Annotated in this window: 18 protein-coding genes; 10 read left to right on the forward strand and 8 right to left on the reverse strand. The window is 48.5% G+C overall.

Going from position 1 to position 15985, the window contains the following annotated elements; genetic code table 11:
• Positions 1-40 precede the first annotated feature (40 nt).
• The gene (gene bchD, locus C7B65_RS03580; RefSeq protein WP_073069518.1) at positions 41-2095 is read left to right on the forward strand and encodes a magnesium chelatase ATPase subunit D; all 2055 of its coding nucleotides are present in this window, start codon (positions 41-43) and stop codon (positions 2093-2095) included.
• 172 nt (positions 2096-2267) lie between these two features.
• Here bchD and C7B65_RS03585 read toward each other — a convergent pair whose 3' ends face one another.
• The gene (locus C7B65_RS03585) at positions 2268-3050 is read right to left on the reverse strand and encodes an RNA polymerase sigma factor SigF (protein ID WP_073069519.1); all 783 of its coding nucleotides are present in this window, start codon (positions 3048-3050) and stop codon (positions 2268-2270) included.
• A 323-nt stretch (positions 3051-3373) separates the two neighbouring features.
• On the opposite strand from C7B65_RS03585, the gene C7B65_RS03590 reads away from it, so the two are divergent.
• Positions 3374-3841, forward strand: coding sequence for a hypothetical protein (locus C7B65_RS03590; RefSeq protein ID WP_073069520.1), 468 nt, complete (start codon positions 3374-3376; stop codon positions 3839-3841).
• 116 nt (positions 3842-3957) lie between these two features.
• On the opposite strand, the gene C7B65_RS03595 is transcribed toward C7B65_RS03590, so the two are convergent.
• The 3 genes from C7B65_RS03595 to C7B65_RS03605 all read right to left on the reverse strand — a co-directional run bounded on the left by C7B65_RS03595 (position 3958) and on the right by C7B65_RS03605 (position 6405).
• A complete protein-coding gene (locus C7B65_RS03595; RefSeq protein ID WP_073069521.1) occupies positions 3958-4533 on the reverse strand; it encodes a hypothetical protein in 576 nt (191 codons plus the stop codon).
• A gap of 67 nt (positions 4534-4600) precedes the next feature.
• Positions 4601-5797: a glycoside hydrolase family 10-like protein gene (locus C7B65_RS03600; protein ID WP_073069522.1), complete on the reverse strand. Its 1197-nt coding sequence runs from the start codon at positions 5795-5797 to the stop codon at positions 4601-4603.
• A gap of 236 nt (positions 5798-6033) precedes the next feature.
• Entirely contained in the window at positions 6034-6405 is a 372-nt protein-coding gene (locus tag C7B65_RS03605; RefSeq protein ID WP_073069523.1) for a hypothetical protein, read from the reverse strand.
• A gap of 312 nt (positions 6406-6717) precedes the next feature.
• Between C7B65_RS03605 and C7B65_RS03610 the strand changes: the two genes are divergently transcribed.
• Positions 6718-7206, forward strand: a complete 489-nt coding sequence (locus C7B65_RS03610) for a DUF4168 domain-containing protein (RefSeq protein ID WP_073069524.1) — start codon at positions 6718-6720, stop codon at positions 7204-7206.
• Positions 7207-7333: 127 nt separating this feature from the next.
• Here C7B65_RS03610 and sbcD read toward each other — a convergent pair whose 3' ends face one another.
• A complete protein-coding gene (gene sbcD / locus C7B65_RS03615) occupies positions 7334-8635 on the reverse strand; it encodes an exonuclease subunit SbcD (RefSeq protein ID WP_073069525.1) in 1302 nt (433 codons plus the stop codon).
• 9 nt (positions 8636-8644) lie between these two features.
• Positions 8645-9460, reverse strand: coding sequence for an SDR family oxidoreductase (locus tag C7B65_RS03620; protein ID WP_073069526.1), 816 nt, complete (start codon positions 9458-9460; stop codon positions 8645-8647).
• Between the two features lie 225 nt (positions 9461-9685).
• Here C7B65_RS03620 and C7B65_RS03625 point away from each other — a divergent pair, with 225 nt between their 5' ends.
• The 6 genes from C7B65_RS03625 (at position 9686) to C7B65_RS03650 (ending at position 13852) form a co-directional block, all read left to right on the forward strand.
• Positions 9686-10249, forward strand: coding sequence for a Uma2 family endonuclease (locus C7B65_RS03625; protein ID WP_083582670.1), 564 nt, complete (start codon positions 9686-9688; stop codon positions 10247-10249).
• Positions 10250-10330: 81 nt separating this feature from the next.
• Positions 10331-10567, forward strand: a complete 237-nt coding sequence (locus C7B65_RS03630; RefSeq protein WP_073069528.1) for a ribbon-helix-helix protein, CopG family — start codon at positions 10331-10333, stop codon at positions 10565-10567.
• A complete protein-coding gene (locus C7B65_RS03635; protein ID WP_083582660.1) occupies positions 10567-10905 on the forward strand; it encodes a type II toxin-antitoxin system PemK/MazF family toxin in 339 nt (112 codons plus the stop codon). Before C7B65_RS03630 ends, C7B65_RS03635 begins: the two co-directional genes overlap by 1 nt.
• Before the next feature lie 110 nt (positions 10906-11015).
• Complete coding sequence (locus tag C7B65_RS03640) at positions 11016-12191, forward strand: IscS subfamily cysteine desulfurase (protein ID WP_317615785.1); 1176 nt, start codon at positions 11016-11018, stop codon at positions 12189-12191.
• 83 nt (positions 12192-12274) lie between these two features.
• On the forward strand, positions 12275-12748 hold the full coding sequence (locus tag C7B65_RS03645) for a DUF4112 domain-containing protein (RefSeq protein WP_073069530.1): 474 nt from the start codon (positions 12275-12277) through the stop codon (positions 12746-12748).
• Between the two features lie 27 nt (positions 12749-12775).
• Complete coding sequence (locus tag C7B65_RS03650) at positions 12776-13852, forward strand: hypothetical protein (protein WP_073069531.1); 1077 nt, start codon at positions 12776-12778, stop codon at positions 13850-13852.
• Between the two features lie 11 nt (positions 13853-13863).
• Here C7B65_RS03650 and C7B65_RS03655 read toward each other — a convergent pair whose 3' ends face one another.
• Positions 13864-14106, reverse strand: coding sequence for a transporter suffix domain-containing protein (locus C7B65_RS03655; protein WP_073069532.1), 243 nt, complete (start codon positions 14104-14106; stop codon positions 13864-13866).
• 3 nt (positions 14107-14109) lie between these two features.
• Complete coding sequence (locus C7B65_RS03660) at positions 14110-14964, reverse strand: carbohydrate ABC transporter permease (RefSeq protein ID WP_083582662.1); 855 nt, start codon at positions 14962-14964, stop codon at positions 14110-14112.
• 277 nt (positions 14965-15241) lie between these two features.
• Here C7B65_RS03660 and C7B65_RS03665 point away from each other — a divergent pair, with 277 nt between their 5' ends.
• Positions 15242-15937, forward strand: coding sequence for an aldehyde oxygenase (deformylating) (locus C7B65_RS03665; RefSeq protein WP_073069533.1), 696 nt, complete (start codon positions 15242-15244; stop codon positions 15935-15937).
• Positions 15938-15985: the final 48 nt, after the last annotated feature.

Here is a 15985-nt window from a genome sequence, read left to right on the forward strand (position 1 = left end):
TTCTTTTCTTTAATGTACTAATTATTATTTTTGAGATGATATGTCCGTAGTTGATTCCCCAATTACCACGTTTCCGCTGGCTGCGGTCGTGGGTCAAGAAGCCATCAAAATGGCACTCCTTTTAGCGGCGGTCGATCCGACATTGGGAGGAGTCGTGATTGCTGGGCGCAGAGGCACCGCCAAATCAGTGATGGCACGGGCAATTCATGCGTTGCTGCCTCCGATCGAGGTCGTCAAAGATTCTCTCAGCAATTGTGACCCCAACACTCCCGAAGATTGGGACGACTTGACTTTAGAAAAAATAAAAAATTTGTCAGAGATTCCAACTGAGGTAATTCGGGCACCTTTTGTACAAATTCCGCTCGGCATCACCGAAGATCGGCTGCTTGGTTCCGTCGATGTCAGCCAATCGATTAGACAAGGTGAAACTGTTTTTCAACCAGGGCTTTTAGCAGAAGCCAATCGAGGCGTTCTTTATATCGACGAAATTAATCTGCTAGACGATCAGATCTCTAACTTCCTATTAACTGCCTTAACGGATGGACGTAACCAGATTGAGCGAGAAGGCATTAGCTTTCAGCATCCGTGTAAGCCCTTACTGATTGCTACTTACAACCCTGAAGAAGGATCACTGAGAGAACATTTACTGGATCGGATCGCGATCGCACTCTCTGCCGACGCGGTTTTAGAACTAGACGATCGCGTGCAAGCCGTTGAGCAAGCCACTCGCTATTCTGACTCTCCACAAGCATTTCTCCAGCAATATGCCGAAGATCTCGACTCGTTGAGAACTCAGATTATTTTGGCGAGAGAGTGGTTAAAAGATGTCCGCATCACCACTGAACAGATTAATTACTTAGTGAATGAAGCGATTCGAGGTGGCGTTCAGGGGCATCGAGCCGAACTATTTGCCCTCAGAGTTGCCAAAGCCCACGCCGCGCTAGACGGACGCATAGATGTAGTGGCAGAAGATTTGCACCAAGCCGTCAAACTGGTGATCGTGCCACGATCGACGATCGTCCAAACTCCACCTGACGAGAATCCGCCACCGCCACCGCCGCCCCCTCAAAACCAAGACGAACCCCAAGACGAATCTGAACAAGATCAAGACGAGCAGGAAGAAAAAGAAGAACCTGAAGATCAGCAAGAACAAGAACCACCTAGCATTCCTGAAGAGTTTGTCTTTGATGCAGAAGGCGTGATTCTTGACCCAGACGTGCTTTATTTTGCTCAAATGGCAACTCGTCAAGGCAAATCTGGGAGTCGCTCGGTTATCTTTTCTGACGATCGAGGACGCTACATCAAACCGATGCTGCCCAAAGGAAAAGTGCGCCGAGTTGCAGTCGATGCCACGTTACGATCGGCGGCTCCTTACCAAAAGTCTCGCCGTCAACGTGCTGAAGACAACCGACCCGAAACGAGTGCCGCTTCCCGCAAGCGCGTTTTTGTTGAAGAAAGTGATATTCGACAAAAGCGACTTGCCCGCAAAGCCGGAGCCTTGATTATCTTCGTCGTCGATGCGTCTGGTTCAATGGCGCTCAACCGCATGAACTCCGCAAAGGGAGCGGTGTTGACGCTCTTAACCGAGGCTTACCAAAATCGTGATCAAGTGTCGCTGATTCCGTTTAGGGGAGAACAGGCAGAGGTTTTGTTGCCACCCACGCGATCGATCGAAGCTGCAAAACGTCGTCTCGATCGCATGGCTTGCGGAGGCGGTTCTCCCTTAGCACACGGGTTAACTCAAGCCGTCCGGGTGGGGATCAATGCCCAACAGTCGGGAGATATTGGTCAAGTGGTAATTGTGGCGATTACAGATGGTCGGGGAAATGTGCCGCTGGCGCGATCGCTCGGCGAAACCATTCCTGAAGGTGAAAAGCCCGACATCAAAGCCGAACTGCTAGATATCGCAGGCAAAATTCGGGCGATGGGCACTCAACTCCTCGTGATTGACACCGAAAACAAATTTGTCTCGACAGGCTTTGCCAAGGAACTCGCTAAACAAGCGGGAGGTAAGTATTATCACTTACCTAAAGCAAGCGATCAGGCGATCGCTTCCATGACCCGGAATGCGATCGCTGACATGAAAACCCGATGACTCAAAATCTGCGTAAGGGCATGGCACTGCCGTGTCCATTGCCTATGCAAGTAACCGATACGATTTAATTCACGATCCTCAAACAATCTTTTGTATAGAAAATGCCGGACTGAACTAGATTCAACCCGGCGCTTTCGTGAATGATGAGCAACTGATCAGAACGAGTCAATCATTAAGGATCGGTTTGCAAAACTTGAGGCTGCAACAAGCCAACCATCTGCTGAATGCCTCGGTGAATGCGACGAGTCACCGTCATCGGGCTAACTCCGATTTGTTCGGCTACCTCTTTGCGAGACAAGTCGTGCAAAAAAACGTATTCGATCGCCTGCCGAGTTTTGTCTTCTAACTGGTTTAGCGCTTTGTGCAATTGCTGACGGTCTTCTTCTAAGTGCTGAAGCTGCTGATAATGGGCATCGGGCAGCGTGTCACCCAACGTCATCGGAGAATCGAGTTGCTGACTAATCGTTGCGTCCAAGCTCAACGGCAGCCGATTTCTAGCTGCTAGCTTACTCTCACGCCATTCGTGAACTTCTACGCCCATCTCGTTGGCGATTTCATCGTCGCTCGGCTGGTGACCCAATGCCTCGGTCAATCTTTCGCGAACTCGTTGCCCTTCTTTGTTGAGTTGTTGCCAGCGACGGGGAATCTTAACAGTACCGGCCCGATCTCGCAAAAAGTGAAGCATTTCACCTCGAATGTAAGGCACTGCAAACGAGCTAAACGCACAGCCTTGATGAGGGTTAAACCGCTCAATGGCACGAATTAAACCAATGTAGCCAATTTGTTCTAGATCTTCGTAGGGTTCGGCGCACTGATGGCTAACTCGATGAGCAATCTTGCGGACAAGACCCGCATTTAACTGCACCAACTGATTTCGCACACGAACCGAAGGTTTATTGTGGTAGGACACTAACAGTTCCATGCCACGAGAACGAAGGGAAGTTTGAGTTGCCATCATCTTTTTTAAGGGGTCGTCATCCACATCAGCGTTGAGCTTATTCTCTGTTTATGGAAAGTGATCAGCCATCGTCGATCTACGGTACTGATCCAGATCTATGCTTTAGACGGTCAGCAGAAACACGTAATATGTCACGACCGTACTGACGCTTTCAACGCTGTTTAATTAGTGGCTTGAGTCGATAAAGTTTTTGATTTGCGTCTCTCTATTGAACGATTTCAAGTGAATTCTAATGTTGCTCTCCAGAGAGAGGAAAGCCCTTTGTCAAGGGCTTAAGTTAGTGACTGTAATGACAACCTTTAACATAAGGAATCACTAAGATGGCATCTCAAAAAGAGACGAAAGGCAAGCAAGATGACTCGACCCTAGAAGAAAAGCAATCTACAAAAGCTCAATCTGAAGAAGCAAAACACGTAGACGCAGATCAAGATGACGCATCTCCTGATGTGGATTCTCTAGCAGAAGTTCTGCATGGTGATCTGACCGAGATCGAGTCTGATGCTGCGATCGCGTCGGTCGATGTGTGGGTGAACTTTCTCAAAGGTCACAAAGAAGAAAACCTTAAAGAACTCTCTGCCAGCCTGAAGGAACTAAAGAAGCTTCTGAAAGGAAAGAAGTCTGAAGCCAGTGAAATTGCTGAGGTTTTAGAGCAGTTAGGTGAACAGACCACCGCGATCGGTGACGAAGCCGGGAGAGGAGTCAAAGGCCCGCTGCACAGCGTTGGCAAGGCGTTAGCTCAAGCCGCCAAAAAAATCGAGAAGGCAGGCGTAGGCTCTGAAGCTAAGTAGCTATTGCCTTCATTAAATTCGCGGAGTCTCCTGCCTGGAGCAATGGGGTAACTCACACTCTAGACCGCTTGCAGAACCCAAATTGGCTTTTGCAAGCGGTCTAGTCTCGTTACAACTCAGTCAGGGAAAGCGGTGCCGCTCATGGGGTCACGAATATAAAGCCCCAGAGTCAGCGATCGCAAGACTTCATCCCAAACGGGGGTCAATTCCTCGGCTTGATCTGCCCAATAGTCAAACGTGATCAGGCACTGGACGTTTGATCCCAAGCCAATGCAAGTGCGAGAAAAGGCTTCTCGACTGTCTTGAGTATCGATGAATTTAATTTCTGCCCAGACAATGCGAGCCGTTTGACGTTTGAGCGTGATCACTTCCCCTCGCTCAATCACATCGCGTTCGTCATCTTGCAAAATCTTCTTAAGGGTATGTTGGAGCGGAAACAGGCTCCAATCTGCGTCAGGGAGGCGAGTAAACGACATTTCGAGACGGCAATCATCATCGGGGGGTTCGCGATCGAGAAACTTAAACGACTTAACATCTGGCTCAAAAAACCAATTTTGAGGCACATCGAAACGAACGGCACCTCGATCGGCCACAAACACTTTATAGCCAGGGCTGCACTGCCAGCGATGATCGTCTTTGAGTTCGAGGGTTTCTTTAATCCATTTGAGGTCGTCTTTTTTGCGCTTTGCCATAATCGGTTAGTTCACAACTCGCCCGTCTTTATGGTAAAGCATTTGTAATTTTGGAAGACCAACTACGCTATTTGTTGGCAGATCGCAAAGCAGGAGCCGCAAAAATGGCTTGAAACCCAGCCTGACGATCGCTAACCGATTCTGGAGCATCGTTCCAGAGGCTTTCATAGTAGAAGAAAGACGTGCCCAACCCGCGATCTTGAGATGCCCGCACCTGAGACTGAATTTGCTCCATTGAAACTGGGCTATTTCTCAAGCCAGCCATGATGCCGATGCCAGTCGGAATTTTTTGTTGAGCTTCTCGAATCTCCGATCGGTTGATCTGCTCGGTGAAACTTTGCAGATCAGGTCGATAAACTTGCACAATCAGCTCATCAACTAGGTTTTGCCGCACCCAGCCTAGCCAGTCTTGCAAGTGAAATCGGTAAGCAAAGTCATAGTAGTTAGGAGAAATCGAAAAAATCGCGTTGGGCTTTTTGGCTTTTACAGCTTGGTTGAGTTGTGCCATAAACGCCGTAATCTTATTGGCACGCCAGCGCATCCAGGCGGCATCGGCGGCATTTGCAGGCGGCGCTTTTTTAGTTTCTTTCACATACAGCGCAACTGTGTAGTCATCATAACCAAACTCATAAGGCAGACTCATATGATCGTCGAACTGAATGCCATCAACATCATATTGAGTGACGATTTCTACAACCAGATCGGTAATGAATTGCTGCACGCTAGGAAGAAACGGATTTAGCCACATCACTTCACCCGCAGCGCTCACTGAGGTCTGGCTGCCGTCTCGCTTTTGCGTCAGCCACTCTGGATGGTTTAAGACCAGCTCTGAGGTTGCGGGGGCCATCAACCCAAACTCAAACCAGGGAATGGCGAGTAAGCCTTGCTGATGGGCTTGCGCCGTCACATCAGCGATGATGTCTTGCCCAGTCAAACCTGTGTAGACAAAGGGTTGAATTCCGGCGCGTTGTGCCACCGCGCTGGGATACATCACATAGCCAGAGTTCCAGACTACGGGGTAAACCGTGTTGAAGTTTAGCTGTCGCAGTTGACCGATTGCATTTTGCAGTTTGGTGTGGTCTTTGAGAACGTCCATGTCGTTGAGGGTCATCCAAACCCCTCGAATCTCTTGACGGGCATCTTGTCCGATCGCAGAAGTCACGCGACCGACCAGCAAGACCGTCACAAACGACAGCAAAAGCAGGAATGGGAGGAGATGCCGAACCCATCGTCGCCAACCTGGGAGTACAAACTGCAATTTCATAGGCATCAATCACTGAGGGTCTAGGTTTCGCTCGTCTGAAACAAAGGGCTAAACTTTTCTAGCCCTTTAGTCTACAGGCAAAGTTGACGTGGTTAGCAAGCAAACAGTGCCTACTTAACCAACATCCACGCTTTGCCCTGCTCGACCCGGAACGATCGCCAGAGATTTCATGCCAGTTTGAATTTTGGAGTTGTGGTCTTAAGGGGTAGAGACTCTATCTGTTTTGAAGTGCTTTCTTAACGTAATGTTTTCTGATCTCGTGATTGAAAATCACCACAATCGTTGGCAGCTTTTGTCATTGCAATGTGAGGGTTAGCCGCACACTTTATATAAGGATTATTGTTAAAGTAAGCACATTTTTTACAAGGAAGTTGAGACGTGTGCTTGTTGCTTTCAATCTCTTTACGACTGGGCTTCCAGGTGTTAGAGATGACACAGACAACGGCTGCCCAAATCGCCACAAAGCAAAGTGGAATGATTAACAGCGCTGCGTCTTGAGTCGCGATCGCAGTGGCACTTTGAGAAGCGGATAAAGGAGGAGATTCAGCTAGGGCTGACTGAGCAGAGAACTGAAAGTCAGCGGGCTGGTTAAAATCAGAAGACTGCATAGAGGTTAACTCGTGCGTGAAACTGGGTGACAACTCACGCCACCTATGCTTTTAATTTGTATCGATGCGCTAAAAAAGTTATCTCTATCAAGGGTTCTGACTTGCGGTTGTTCAGATATGCCTAGAGAGATAAATTGACTGAGCCGAGGACGATCGAGAAAACTGTCACGATCGGATGTTGATTCGATCAATTCTCGGTACTATAGGTCAAAGCAAGTCTACAACCCACTCTAAAGCCGTTGTTTTTTAACCACTTTAAGCCAGTGCAGTTGGCGACAAGTTCACCTCCCCACGTCTATAGGAGAATTCAACATGATCAAGCGTGTTTTGGTCGCTTGTTGCACCGTTGCTCTGTTAGGTGCTGCTCATCTCCCGGCTCAGGCACAAACTTCAGCCCCTGCGTCTCAAGCAGCCCCAACTACATCCGTCAGCAAAGATGAAGTGCAGAAGTTTGCGAATGCCATTAAGCAAATTTTGGTGATCAATCGTGAATCTGAGAAAGCAGCCGCTCAAGCAATTAAAGACGAGAAGGGGTTGACCGAGCAGCGCTTTGATGAGATTTACAAAGCACAGAAAGATCCCAAGGCGGCTCCTGCTGTGCAGATTCAGCCTAAAGAACGGCAAAGCTACGATCGAGTCGTGACCAAGATAGTGCAAATTCAAAAAGACAGCGATGCCAAGATGGAGAAAGCGGTGCAGGCTCAAGGGTTAGAGGTGCCGCGCTTTAACCAAATTTTTGAGGCAGTGCAAAAGAGTCCTCAATTGCGTCAAGAGATCCAAAACCTAGTTAAGCAGAAATAAGTAGGGGCATGGCATTGCCGTGCCCATTGCCATCGCAAGTAACCGATACCATTTAATCCACGATCCTAAGTTCAGTGAAAACAGTTCGGAGAATCTGACATGACTGGAGAAATGCAACTGCATCGCACTATAGCAATCGCAGTTGCGTCTCTTCTAACTCAACGGGTAATGCGTCCTCTAAGTTAATCGTCAACCCGATCGAACCTGCCCAAACCGTCTCGTCAGTCAACAATCGTTGAGCCGCTTCGAGAATGGGTTCTTGCAGGTCGCGCAAATCTTCGCGGTTTTGCAAATAAGCTTGGAGGGCTTGCAATGGCTCGATCGTGGTGCCAAGTCCCAATTCTGGCAGACGCGGACGAGAGAGTTGACTGATTAGCTCAGGGTGAATGGTGTAATTATGAGCGCTGCTCAGAGCTTGGTGAATCAGAGAATCGTCAACGCGATCAACCTGTTCGGGGCGAAGTTGATAAATCAGTCGCACCACAGCATCTTCAACGAGTTCGGATGCGATCGCATCGAGCAATGTCGCCTGTGGCTCATCTTCTTCAGACAAATCGAGTTCTATGGTGCGAAACGATCGCACCGGAAGCGGACAAAACTCCATCTCAACTTTTCTCCGCTCTAGCTCCACTAAAACAAATCCTTTCTCTTCTTTCTCTTCGCTAAAATCGACTCGCTCAATGCTGCCAGGGTAAACAATCAAAGGCTGTTGACAAAGAATCTGGTGACGATGAACGTGACCCAGCGCCACATAATCAAAACAATCGCGCGTGATCAGAGAAAGTGGAATGGTGAACCCTTTGCCCACGGCTAGGAATCGCTCTGCGCCATAGGTGGCAGAATCTGCCATCAAGTGAGCCAACAAAACGGTCGGCAGGGCAGAATCGAGTTTACGAATTTCACCTTCGAGGGCAACGCGGAGACGATCAAGCAACAAGTGCCCCACTTCTGACATTGACAGCCCTTCTGTTTCGGGGCGGGTGAGCAGCGTTGATCGCGTCAGCCACGGCAGAGTGATGACTTGAACAGCACCATTCTGGGTTTGGATGGTGTGAGAATCGAGGCGATCGCCCACAATCACATTCGGTACACCCAAAGTTCGATAAATACATAGACTCGCGCCGCCCGCTCCTTGAGAATGCTGATCGTGATTTCCGACGAGCAGCACAGTGGGAATGCCCGCCTCAACCAGGCGATGAAACTGACGGGCAAAGGCTTGCTGAATATACGGAGGCGGCGTTGCGTCAGGAAAGGCATCGCCTCCAAATAAGACGAGATCGACGGGTTCAGAGAGGGCACGATCGATACACCGTCCCAGTGTCGCAACAAAATCCTCTAGTCGCGTGTTGAGTCCGGTTTCTGGGTTGATTCGCCCATGAGAAAATCCGCTTCCTAAGTGAATGTCGGAAAGATGGAGGATTTTGATCATAAGTCGCGATTATCCGATCGTGCTGCTCCGAACTATTGTACTAAAGATCTGATCGGGCAATAGTTTTCTCAACAGCAACAACGCCCCCGCATTGCCGCCAGCCGGGTAGCGAAGTCGCTGAGATGAATCGATCGCGGCTTGATAAATCACCTCTGCCGTAACTTCTGGCGGTGAGCCGCTGTCGCCTACCTGCTTGAGTTTGGGCAACACTTTTGCAACGAAGGCATCATAAGCCATCAATCCCGGACGGGTTGCGAGGTCAGTCGATCGCCCATAAAAATCAGTTTTAATCGGGCCTGGCTCAATAATTTTTACCCGAATATTGAACGGCTCTAATTCGTATCGCAGCGAGTCTGAAAAGCCTTCAACCGCCCATTTTGTAGAATGATAGAGACTATAGAGCGGAAACGCCGTTTTGCCCCCGATCGAGGAGACGTTAATAATGGTGCCCGATCGCCGTTCTCGAAAGTGCGGCAACACAGCTCTAGTCACCGCCATCAATCCAAAAACATTAGTCGCAAATTGTCGCTCAATCTGTTCAGGTGTGCAGGCTTCAAATGCGCCTAGCAAAGCATATCCGGCATTGTTGACTAGTACATCGATCGTTGAGAATTTCTCTAGGGCATCGGTGACGGCTTGGGCGATCGAGTCCGGCTCGGTGACATCTAATCGTAGGCACAGCGTGTTATCGAGTGTTGTTAGGTCAGAGGTTTTTTCGGGCGATCGCATGGTCGCAACCACGTTCCAGCCTTGCTGCTGAAATAGTTTTGCAGTTGCCAGCCCAATGCCTGTTGAAGCGCCAGTAATGAGAACAGTTTTCGCCATTAGCTGCTAGAAAAAAGGTAGAGGAGGTTCTCAAACTTTACCCTTAAAGCGCATTTCTAAATAAGTTGATGAAAAGCGATCGGTCAAAATTTGAGTTGGTGATTCTTTGAACAGGACTTAGTTAAGCAGCCTCGATCGAGCGTTGTTGAGCTAAACCGCTTATTGACAATCAGCAGCCGTTTCTACGATCGACTACACTAAAAAACAAGCTCAATGGTCAACCCTATGGTCGCCAAATCCCTGCGCTGGACAACCCGTGATCTTGATGCCATGCCCGACGATGGCGGTTGGAAACGCTATGAAATTATTGATGGAGAACTGCTTGTGACCCGCGCCCCTCACATTCGCCATCAAGGCGCAGCAGGCAAACTGCACGTTCGCTTAGAAACTTGGTCAGAGACAAGTGGGATGGGGAACGCCTTTCAGACACCAGGCGTTATTTTCACCCCAACTGATGCGGTGATTCCTGATGTCGTTTGGATCAGCCGAGAAAGCCTTGACAGCGGCATTGATCAAGCAGGGCATCTAACCGTTGCCCCTGAGCTAATAGTTGAAGTGCTCTCTCCTGGTGATCTCAACGAACAGCGAGATAAGGAAGTTAAACTCAAGCTTTACTCCTTGCACGGTGTCCAGGAATATTGGATTGTTAATTGGCAACTAAAAACTCTAGAAGTTTATCGCCGTAACGAAGCCCAACTTCAACTGGTTGCCACTCTACTCGACGGAGACAGTCTCACCTCACCTTTGCTGCCAGGATTCAGCACCCCGATCGCTCAAATTTTTCTGTAGGCGTTACAGCATAAATGGCTCTTGTAATTTTGGTATAACTAAAGTATAACTAATAGTGTAGCAATCCAGCTCAGGGTCACTATGAAAACTGCTATTTCGCTTCCAGACTCAGTTTTTGAGGAGGCAGAAGCACTCGCTGAACAGTTGGGGCTGTCACGCAGTGAGCTTTATAAACAAGCTTTGCAAGCCTATCTGCGAAAGCACAACCGTAATCAAATCCTCAACAAGCTGAACGAAGTTTATGCTGAAGAGTCTTCTGATTTAGAACCCATGTTGGCAAGGATGCAAATCATGTCCTTGCCGCGTGAGGATTGGTAATGTATCGAGGAGAAATTTGGTGGGCAAACCTTCCTGAACCAGTAGCTTCAGAGCCTGGATATCGCCGTCCCGTTTTGGTGATTCAAGACGATACTTTTACTCAAAGCCGAATCAATACGGTCATCGTCGCAGTGATCACTTCCAACATTCAGTTGGCAGAAGCCCCAGGCAATGTCTTGTTACCGCATGAAGCATCAGGTTTGCCCAGAGATTCTGTTGCTAACGTATCTCAAATTCTCACGCTTGATAAAACGTTTTTGGTTGAGCGCATTGGTTCACTACCAGACTATTTGCAAGAGGAAGTAGATGAAGGGCTGCGAATAATTTTGTACCTTTAGTAGCACACATTGATATATCAGTTGCAGCAGAACTGTGTTTCAAGATGAGTGCGATCAACAGCAGCAAAACGTCTATCTTTCGCAAACGCGCACTCAGTTAGAATAGGCAAATGATGGCTCAACGTCCGATCTATCTTGACAATCAAGCGACAACCCCAGTAGACGATCGCGTGTTAGCTGCGATGTTGCCTTATTTCACCCAGCAGTTTGGCAACCCGTCGAGTGTGGGGCACATCTACGGTTGGGAAGCCGAAGCCGCGATTCAGCAAGCACGAGAAATTCTGGCAGACTCAATTCACGCGGCACCTGAAGAGATTGTTTTTACGAGTGGTGCAACTGAAGCCAACAATCTAGCAATCAAGGGCGTTGCAGAAGCATATCTCGATCGAGGACGACACATTATCACCCTTCAAACCGAACATAATGCCGTTCTTGATCCTTGCCACTATTTGCAATCGTTAGGATTTGAGGTGACATTTTTGCCTGTGAAATCAGATGGTTTAATCGACCTGGATTTGTTAGAAAAGACCCTGCGATCAGACACAATTTTAGTGTCTGTGATGGCGGCAAATAATGAGATTGGGGTGTTGCAGCCGTTAGAGGCGATCGGGCATCTCTGCCACGAGCATCAAGTTCTGTTTCATACTGACGCAGCCCAAGCGATCGGCAAGATTCCTCTCGACGTGGAGGCGATGCAGATCGATTTAATGTCTTTAACCGCTCACAAAGTCTACGCACCAAAGGGCATTGGGGCATTGTATGTGCGGCGACGAAATCCTAGAGTGCAGGTGGCACCTCAAATGCATGGTGGCGGGCACGAGCGAGGGCTGCGATCGGGCACGCTTTATCCGCCCCAAATTGTCGGATTTGCCAAGGCAGTTGAGTTAGCGATCGCAGAGATGCCCGCCCAATCGCAGCGCTTGACCCAATTGCGCGATCGCCTGTGGCAGCAAGTGTCTCAACTAGACGGCATTCATCTCAATGGACATCCCACTCAACGCTTACCCGGAAATCTCAACATCAGTGTAGAAGGTGTAGACGGGCAAGCACTTTTATTAGGATTGCAGCCCACGATCGCCGTTTCTTCGGGTTCTGCCTGCACGTCTGCCAAAATTGAGCCGTCTCACGTCCTGCAAGCTTTGGGAGTTTCAGACGAATTAGCCTATGCTTCGATTCGGTTTGGGATCGGGCGATTCAATACAGTTGAAGACCTCGATCGAGCGGCAGAGGTTGTGATTGAAACGGTGCGATCGCTGCGCTTAGTTGGGAAAGATTTGTTAGTTTGATCCAAGATCATCGAAGGGCAAAAGGATTTCGATACTATACCGATCGCTTTAACTTCCTCTATGCTGATGTTTTTTGAGCCTCTATGCGACCCGATTCTAAAACGGCTTCTCTGCAACGATTACGCTCGATCGCTCACATCCTCGATAATGCTATTCCCATTCCCTTCACTCCTTACCGAGTTGGAATTGACCCGATCGTTGGCTTAATTCCCGGTGGGGGAGATTTGGTGATGGCAGGATTTTCGGTCTACATTGTGTGGGAGTCGGCTCGATTGGGGCTGCCGCGATCGACCGTGACGCAAATGGTGTCTAATCTTGTATTTGACACGCTAGCCGGGACAGTTCCGGTTGCCGGAGATTTATTAGATGTCACTTGGAAAGCCAACAGCAAAAATATTCGTCTATTAGAGGCTCACCTCGATTCACCTCAGCATCAGAAAAAAGCAAACCAAGGATTTGTGTTGCTATTGCTATTCGGATTTTTATTATTAGTGGTTAGCATTGCAGCCCTCAGCGTTTTTGTGATTGGGCTAGTGTGGAAAGCGATCGTGCAATAATGGTGCGGCTGTCATTAAAACGTCCCGATGGTTCAAGCGCCTCAACTTCCGACAAACCTTGCTCCGTCTGACTCAGAGCCATTCTTAGATCTCGGCTTTCAGCTACCCGACCCAGAAGACGACCAGATTTTAGACCTCGAATTTCAGCAGCAGATTGAGACCGCGTGGCAGGTGTGCGATCGCTTTGACTTACAAACCGACATTTGGCGTGGGCGCATTCTCAAAACCGTGCGCGATCGAGAGAAAAAGCGCGGCGAAGGGCGAGGTGTGGGGTTTCTCAATTGGCTCAAAGATCGGGAAATCAGCAAAAGTCAGGCTTATAACTTAATTGAGTTAGCCAACAGTGCCGACACGCTGCTCGATAGCGGCTGTTTAGAGCCTGAAGATGTGAATCAATTTACCAAACGGGCATTTGTTGAAACGGCTCAAGCTGCGCCCGAAGTGCAGCAGATGATTGGCGACACGGCACGAAAGGGCGATCGCATTACTCGTCGAGAAGTCCGGCAACTCTCTGATGATTGGACGGCAATGACTTCTGATTTGCTGCCCGTTGAAGTTCGCGAAAAAGCTGCCGATCAAACCATTCCGACTCGTTATTTAGCGCCGTTAGTCAAACAGTTAGAAAAGCTTCCAGAGTCTCATCAAGTCTCAATTCGAGACGCGGTGGCTCAAAATCCCGATGTCGATACGCTTAAACAAGTCACTTCAGAAGCCCGCTATTTGTCTCGTTATCTAGAATCAGCAACTCAAGTTCAAGCATTGAACAACGAATCCTTAAACTTAGAATTGGCACTCGAAGAAGCGCTTCGCCTGGGTTGTTTGAATTCGACCGCAGAATTAGTCAGCCAAGCCGCACAGTTAGAGCAAGCGATCGCCAAACTCTACACCACCTGGAAGCGTATCAACACTTTGTCTGAGCGAGTATATGTTGATACTGGAGCCAGTTCTCCCCATTTGAGAACCTTGTTAAGCTGCTTGGACAGGTTATCTAGCCACTCGATCGAGTTCTGTCTCGGCGACCCAAAAGGTGAGGGCTTTTCGCGCACCATTCGCTTGAAGTTAGACGACGACCAGGAAGCATCCGACGTTGGCACCTGGGAATAATTCACTTTCAGCTAGCGAAACGATCGCCGAATCTTCTCCCACAAATAACGTGGATTTAACCAGCGTCGATATCGTTCAGCGACCTCTTTACCAACGATCAAAATACCAAGCCAAAACATCACTTCAGCACTTCCTAACAACACGGGAACCAGAACTGCTTTTTGAGCGATCGACACTGCCAAAAAAGGCACAGCCGCGACTGTAACCCAGGGCAAAAATGACACCAATATTAAGCCGATTCCTAAGTTTTTCATCTGCTAGTTTTTAATTCCAGTGGTTGCGATGCCGCGAATTAATTGCCGCTGACCTAACAAAAACAGCACGACTACTGGAATCGTTGCAATCACGACCGCCGCCATCATCAGTTTCCAATCGTTAGTAAACTGCTCTTGAAACCCCGCCAGCGCTAACTGCACCGTTTGCAATTCTGGACGCGTCGTAAACACCAGTGGTTTAAACAGATCATTCCACTCGCCGATAAAACTAAATAGAAATAGCGTTACCAACGCTGGACGCGCCAACGGCAACATCACCCGCCAGAGGATTTGTAACCGATTTGCGCCATCGAGCATCGCCGCTTCTTCAAGCTCGATCGGAATCGTTAGAAAAAACTGCCTCAACAGAAAAATTCCAAACCCATTCACCGCCGTTGGCAAAATCAACGCTCCGTAAGTATTGATGAGATGTCCCCATTTCAGAACCAAAAAAATCGGAATCACCAAAATTTGAAACGGAATCACCAGCGTCGTCAAAATAATCAACAACAGCGCTTGCTTGCCGCGAAACTCTAGTCGAGCCAGCGCATAACCCGACAGCGCCGACGTAAAAATCTGAACTGCCGTGACCGCTAGCGCTACAAAGGTCGAATTTGCAAACGCCAGCAAAAATCCGCCTCGCTGCCAAGCCTGACGATAATTTGCCCAAGACCAGCCTCCATTTTCTGAAGTTAACGAAGTCTTGACCACGATGCCCAACGGCAACAGCACCAAACCTGCGCCGACAATTAGCAAAACTAGACTCAGTTTCTGAAGGATTTTATCTTGATCGAATAATCCAGATTTAAAGTTCAAGCGAGGATTGGGAGGCTGACGATCGGAGCTTTCTAACAGCATTGTGCTCAGTAAATAGGTAGATAAACAGCTTCTCTATAGGAAAACGATATCTTCACAGGCTACACTAACGCTGAATGATACAAAATTAAGAGTCTGGCATTTTAGCCCCCAAACGTGCAAAATAGAGCAGAATTTAACGATTCTCATCTTCACCCTTGACGAGAGACGGTAAAGTGTAGACTGGGCGCTAAACACGTTGCGCGACCCTTGTTTTCTAACTTTCAAAGCCCCGGATCGATTTGTGACGACTTATTCATGACCAGGAGACTACTGTTTTATGCCCCAACTTGAGGCGATTCAAGACATTGACTTCCACAGCGAAACTTATAAAGACGCTTACAGCCGCATCAACGCGATCGTGATTGAGGGCGAGCAAGAAGCATACGAAAACTACCACAGTCTTGGCGGGCTGCTGCCTGATCAAAAAGATCAGCTTGTCGGCTTGGCAAAAATGGAGAGCCGTCACAAAAAAGGGTTTGAAGCTTGTGGTCGCAATCTTAAAGTGACTCCAGATATGGAGTTTGCCCGTCAATTTTTCTCTCCACTACACGAGAATTTTCAAACGGCGGCAGCAGAAAATAAGACCGTCACCTGTTTGCTGATTCAGTCTTTGATCATTGAATGTTTTGCGATCGCTGCCTACAACATCTATATCCCCGTTGCAGATGACTTCGCCCGCAAGATCACCGAAGGAGTTGTCAAAGACGAATATCTACACCTCAACTTTGGTGAAGAGTGGCTCAAAGCAAACTTTGAAGCCTCAAAAGCCGAACTTGAAGAAGCCAACCGCGCTAACCTTCCGATCGTCTGGAAGATGCTAAACCAAGTCGATGTCGATGCCAAAGTTCTCGGCATGGAGCGAGAAGCATTGGTCGAAGACTTCATGATCCAATACGGTGAAGCTCTCAGCAATATTGGGTTTACCACTCGCGACATCATGCGAATGTCAGCCTACGGATTAGCAACCGTCTAAAGGTTCCAGGTTTCAGAAGTCGGACAGAGCGCAAGTACTCTGACCCTG

It is taken from the genome of Phormidesmis priestleyi ULC007 (assembly GCF_003003695.1).
GTDB lineage: Bacteria > Cyanobacteriota > Cyanobacteriia > Leptolyngbyales > Leptolyngbyaceae > Phormidesmis_A > Phormidesmis_A priestleyi_A.

Bases quoted from the DNA above. Each gene is read 5' to 3' on its own strand.
- C7B65_RS03625 (WP_083582670.1), top strand. From the start codon at position 9,686: ATGGTCGCCAAATCCCTGCGCTGGACAACCCGTGATCTTGATGCCATG.
- C7B65_RS03650 (WP_073069531.1), top strand. From the start codon at position 12,776: ATGGTTCAAGCGCCTCAACTTCCGACAAACCTTGCTCCGTCTGACTCA.
- sbcD (WP_073069525.1), bottom strand. From the start codon at position 8,635: ATGATCAAAATCCTCCATCTTTCCGACATTCACTTAGGAAGCGGATTT.
- C7B65_RS03595 (WP_073069521.1), bottom strand. From the start codon at position 4,533: ATGGCAAAGCGCAAAAAAGACGACCTCAAATGGATTAAAGAAACCCTC.
- C7B65_RS03630 (WP_073069528.1), top strand. From the start codon at position 10,331: ATGAAAACTGCTATTTCGCTTCCAGACTCAGTTTTTGAGGAGGCAGAA.
- C7B65_RS03640 (WP_317615785.1), top strand. From the start codon at position 11,016: ATGATGGCTCAACGTCCGATCTATCTTGACAATCAAGCGACAACCCCA.
- C7B65_RS03660 (WP_083582662.1), bottom strand. From the start codon at position 14,964: ATGCTGTTAGAAAGCTCCGATCGTCAGCCTCCCAATCCTCGCTTGAAC.
- bchD (WP_073069518.1), top strand. From the start codon at position 41: ATGTCCGTAGTTGATTCCCCAATTACCACGTTTCCGCTGGCTGCGGTC.
- C7B65_RS03655 (WP_073069532.1), bottom strand. From the start codon at position 14,106: ATGAAAAACTTAGGAATCGGCTTAATATTGGTGTCATTTTTGCCCTGG.
- C7B65_RS03590 (WP_073069520.1), top strand. From the start codon at position 3,374: ATGGCATCTCAAAAAGAGACGAAAGGCAAGCAAGATGACTCGACCCTA.
- C7B65_RS03635 (WP_083582660.1), top strand. From the start codon at position 10,567: ATGTATCGAGGAGAAATTTGGTGGGCAAACCTTCCTGAACCAGTAGCT.
- C7B65_RS03585 (WP_073069519.1), bottom strand. From the start codon at position 3,050: ATGGCAACTCAAACTTCCCTTCGTTCTCGTGGCATGGAACTGTTAGTG.
- C7B65_RS03600 (WP_073069522.1), bottom strand. From the start codon at position 5,797: ATGAAATTGCAGTTTGTACTCCCAGGTTGGCGACGATGGGTTCGGCAT.
- C7B65_RS03605 (WP_073069523.1), bottom strand. From the start codon at position 6,405: ATGCAGTCTTCTGATTTTAACCAGCCCGCTGACTTTCAGTTCTCTGCT.
- C7B65_RS03665 (WP_073069533.1), top strand. From the start codon at position 15,242: ATGCCCCAACTTGAGGCGATTCAAGACATTGACTTCCACAGCGAAACT.
- C7B65_RS03610 (WP_073069524.1), top strand. From the start codon at position 6,718: ATGATCAAGCGTGTTTTGGTCGCTTGTTGCACCGTTGCTCTGTTAGGT.
- C7B65_RS03645 (WP_073069530.1), top strand. From the start codon at position 12,275: ATGCGACCCGATTCTAAAACGGCTTCTCTGCAACGATTACGCTCGATC.
- C7B65_RS03620 (WP_073069526.1), bottom strand. From the start codon at position 9,460: ATGGCGAAAACTGTTCTCATTACTGGCGCTTCAACAGGCATTGGGCTG.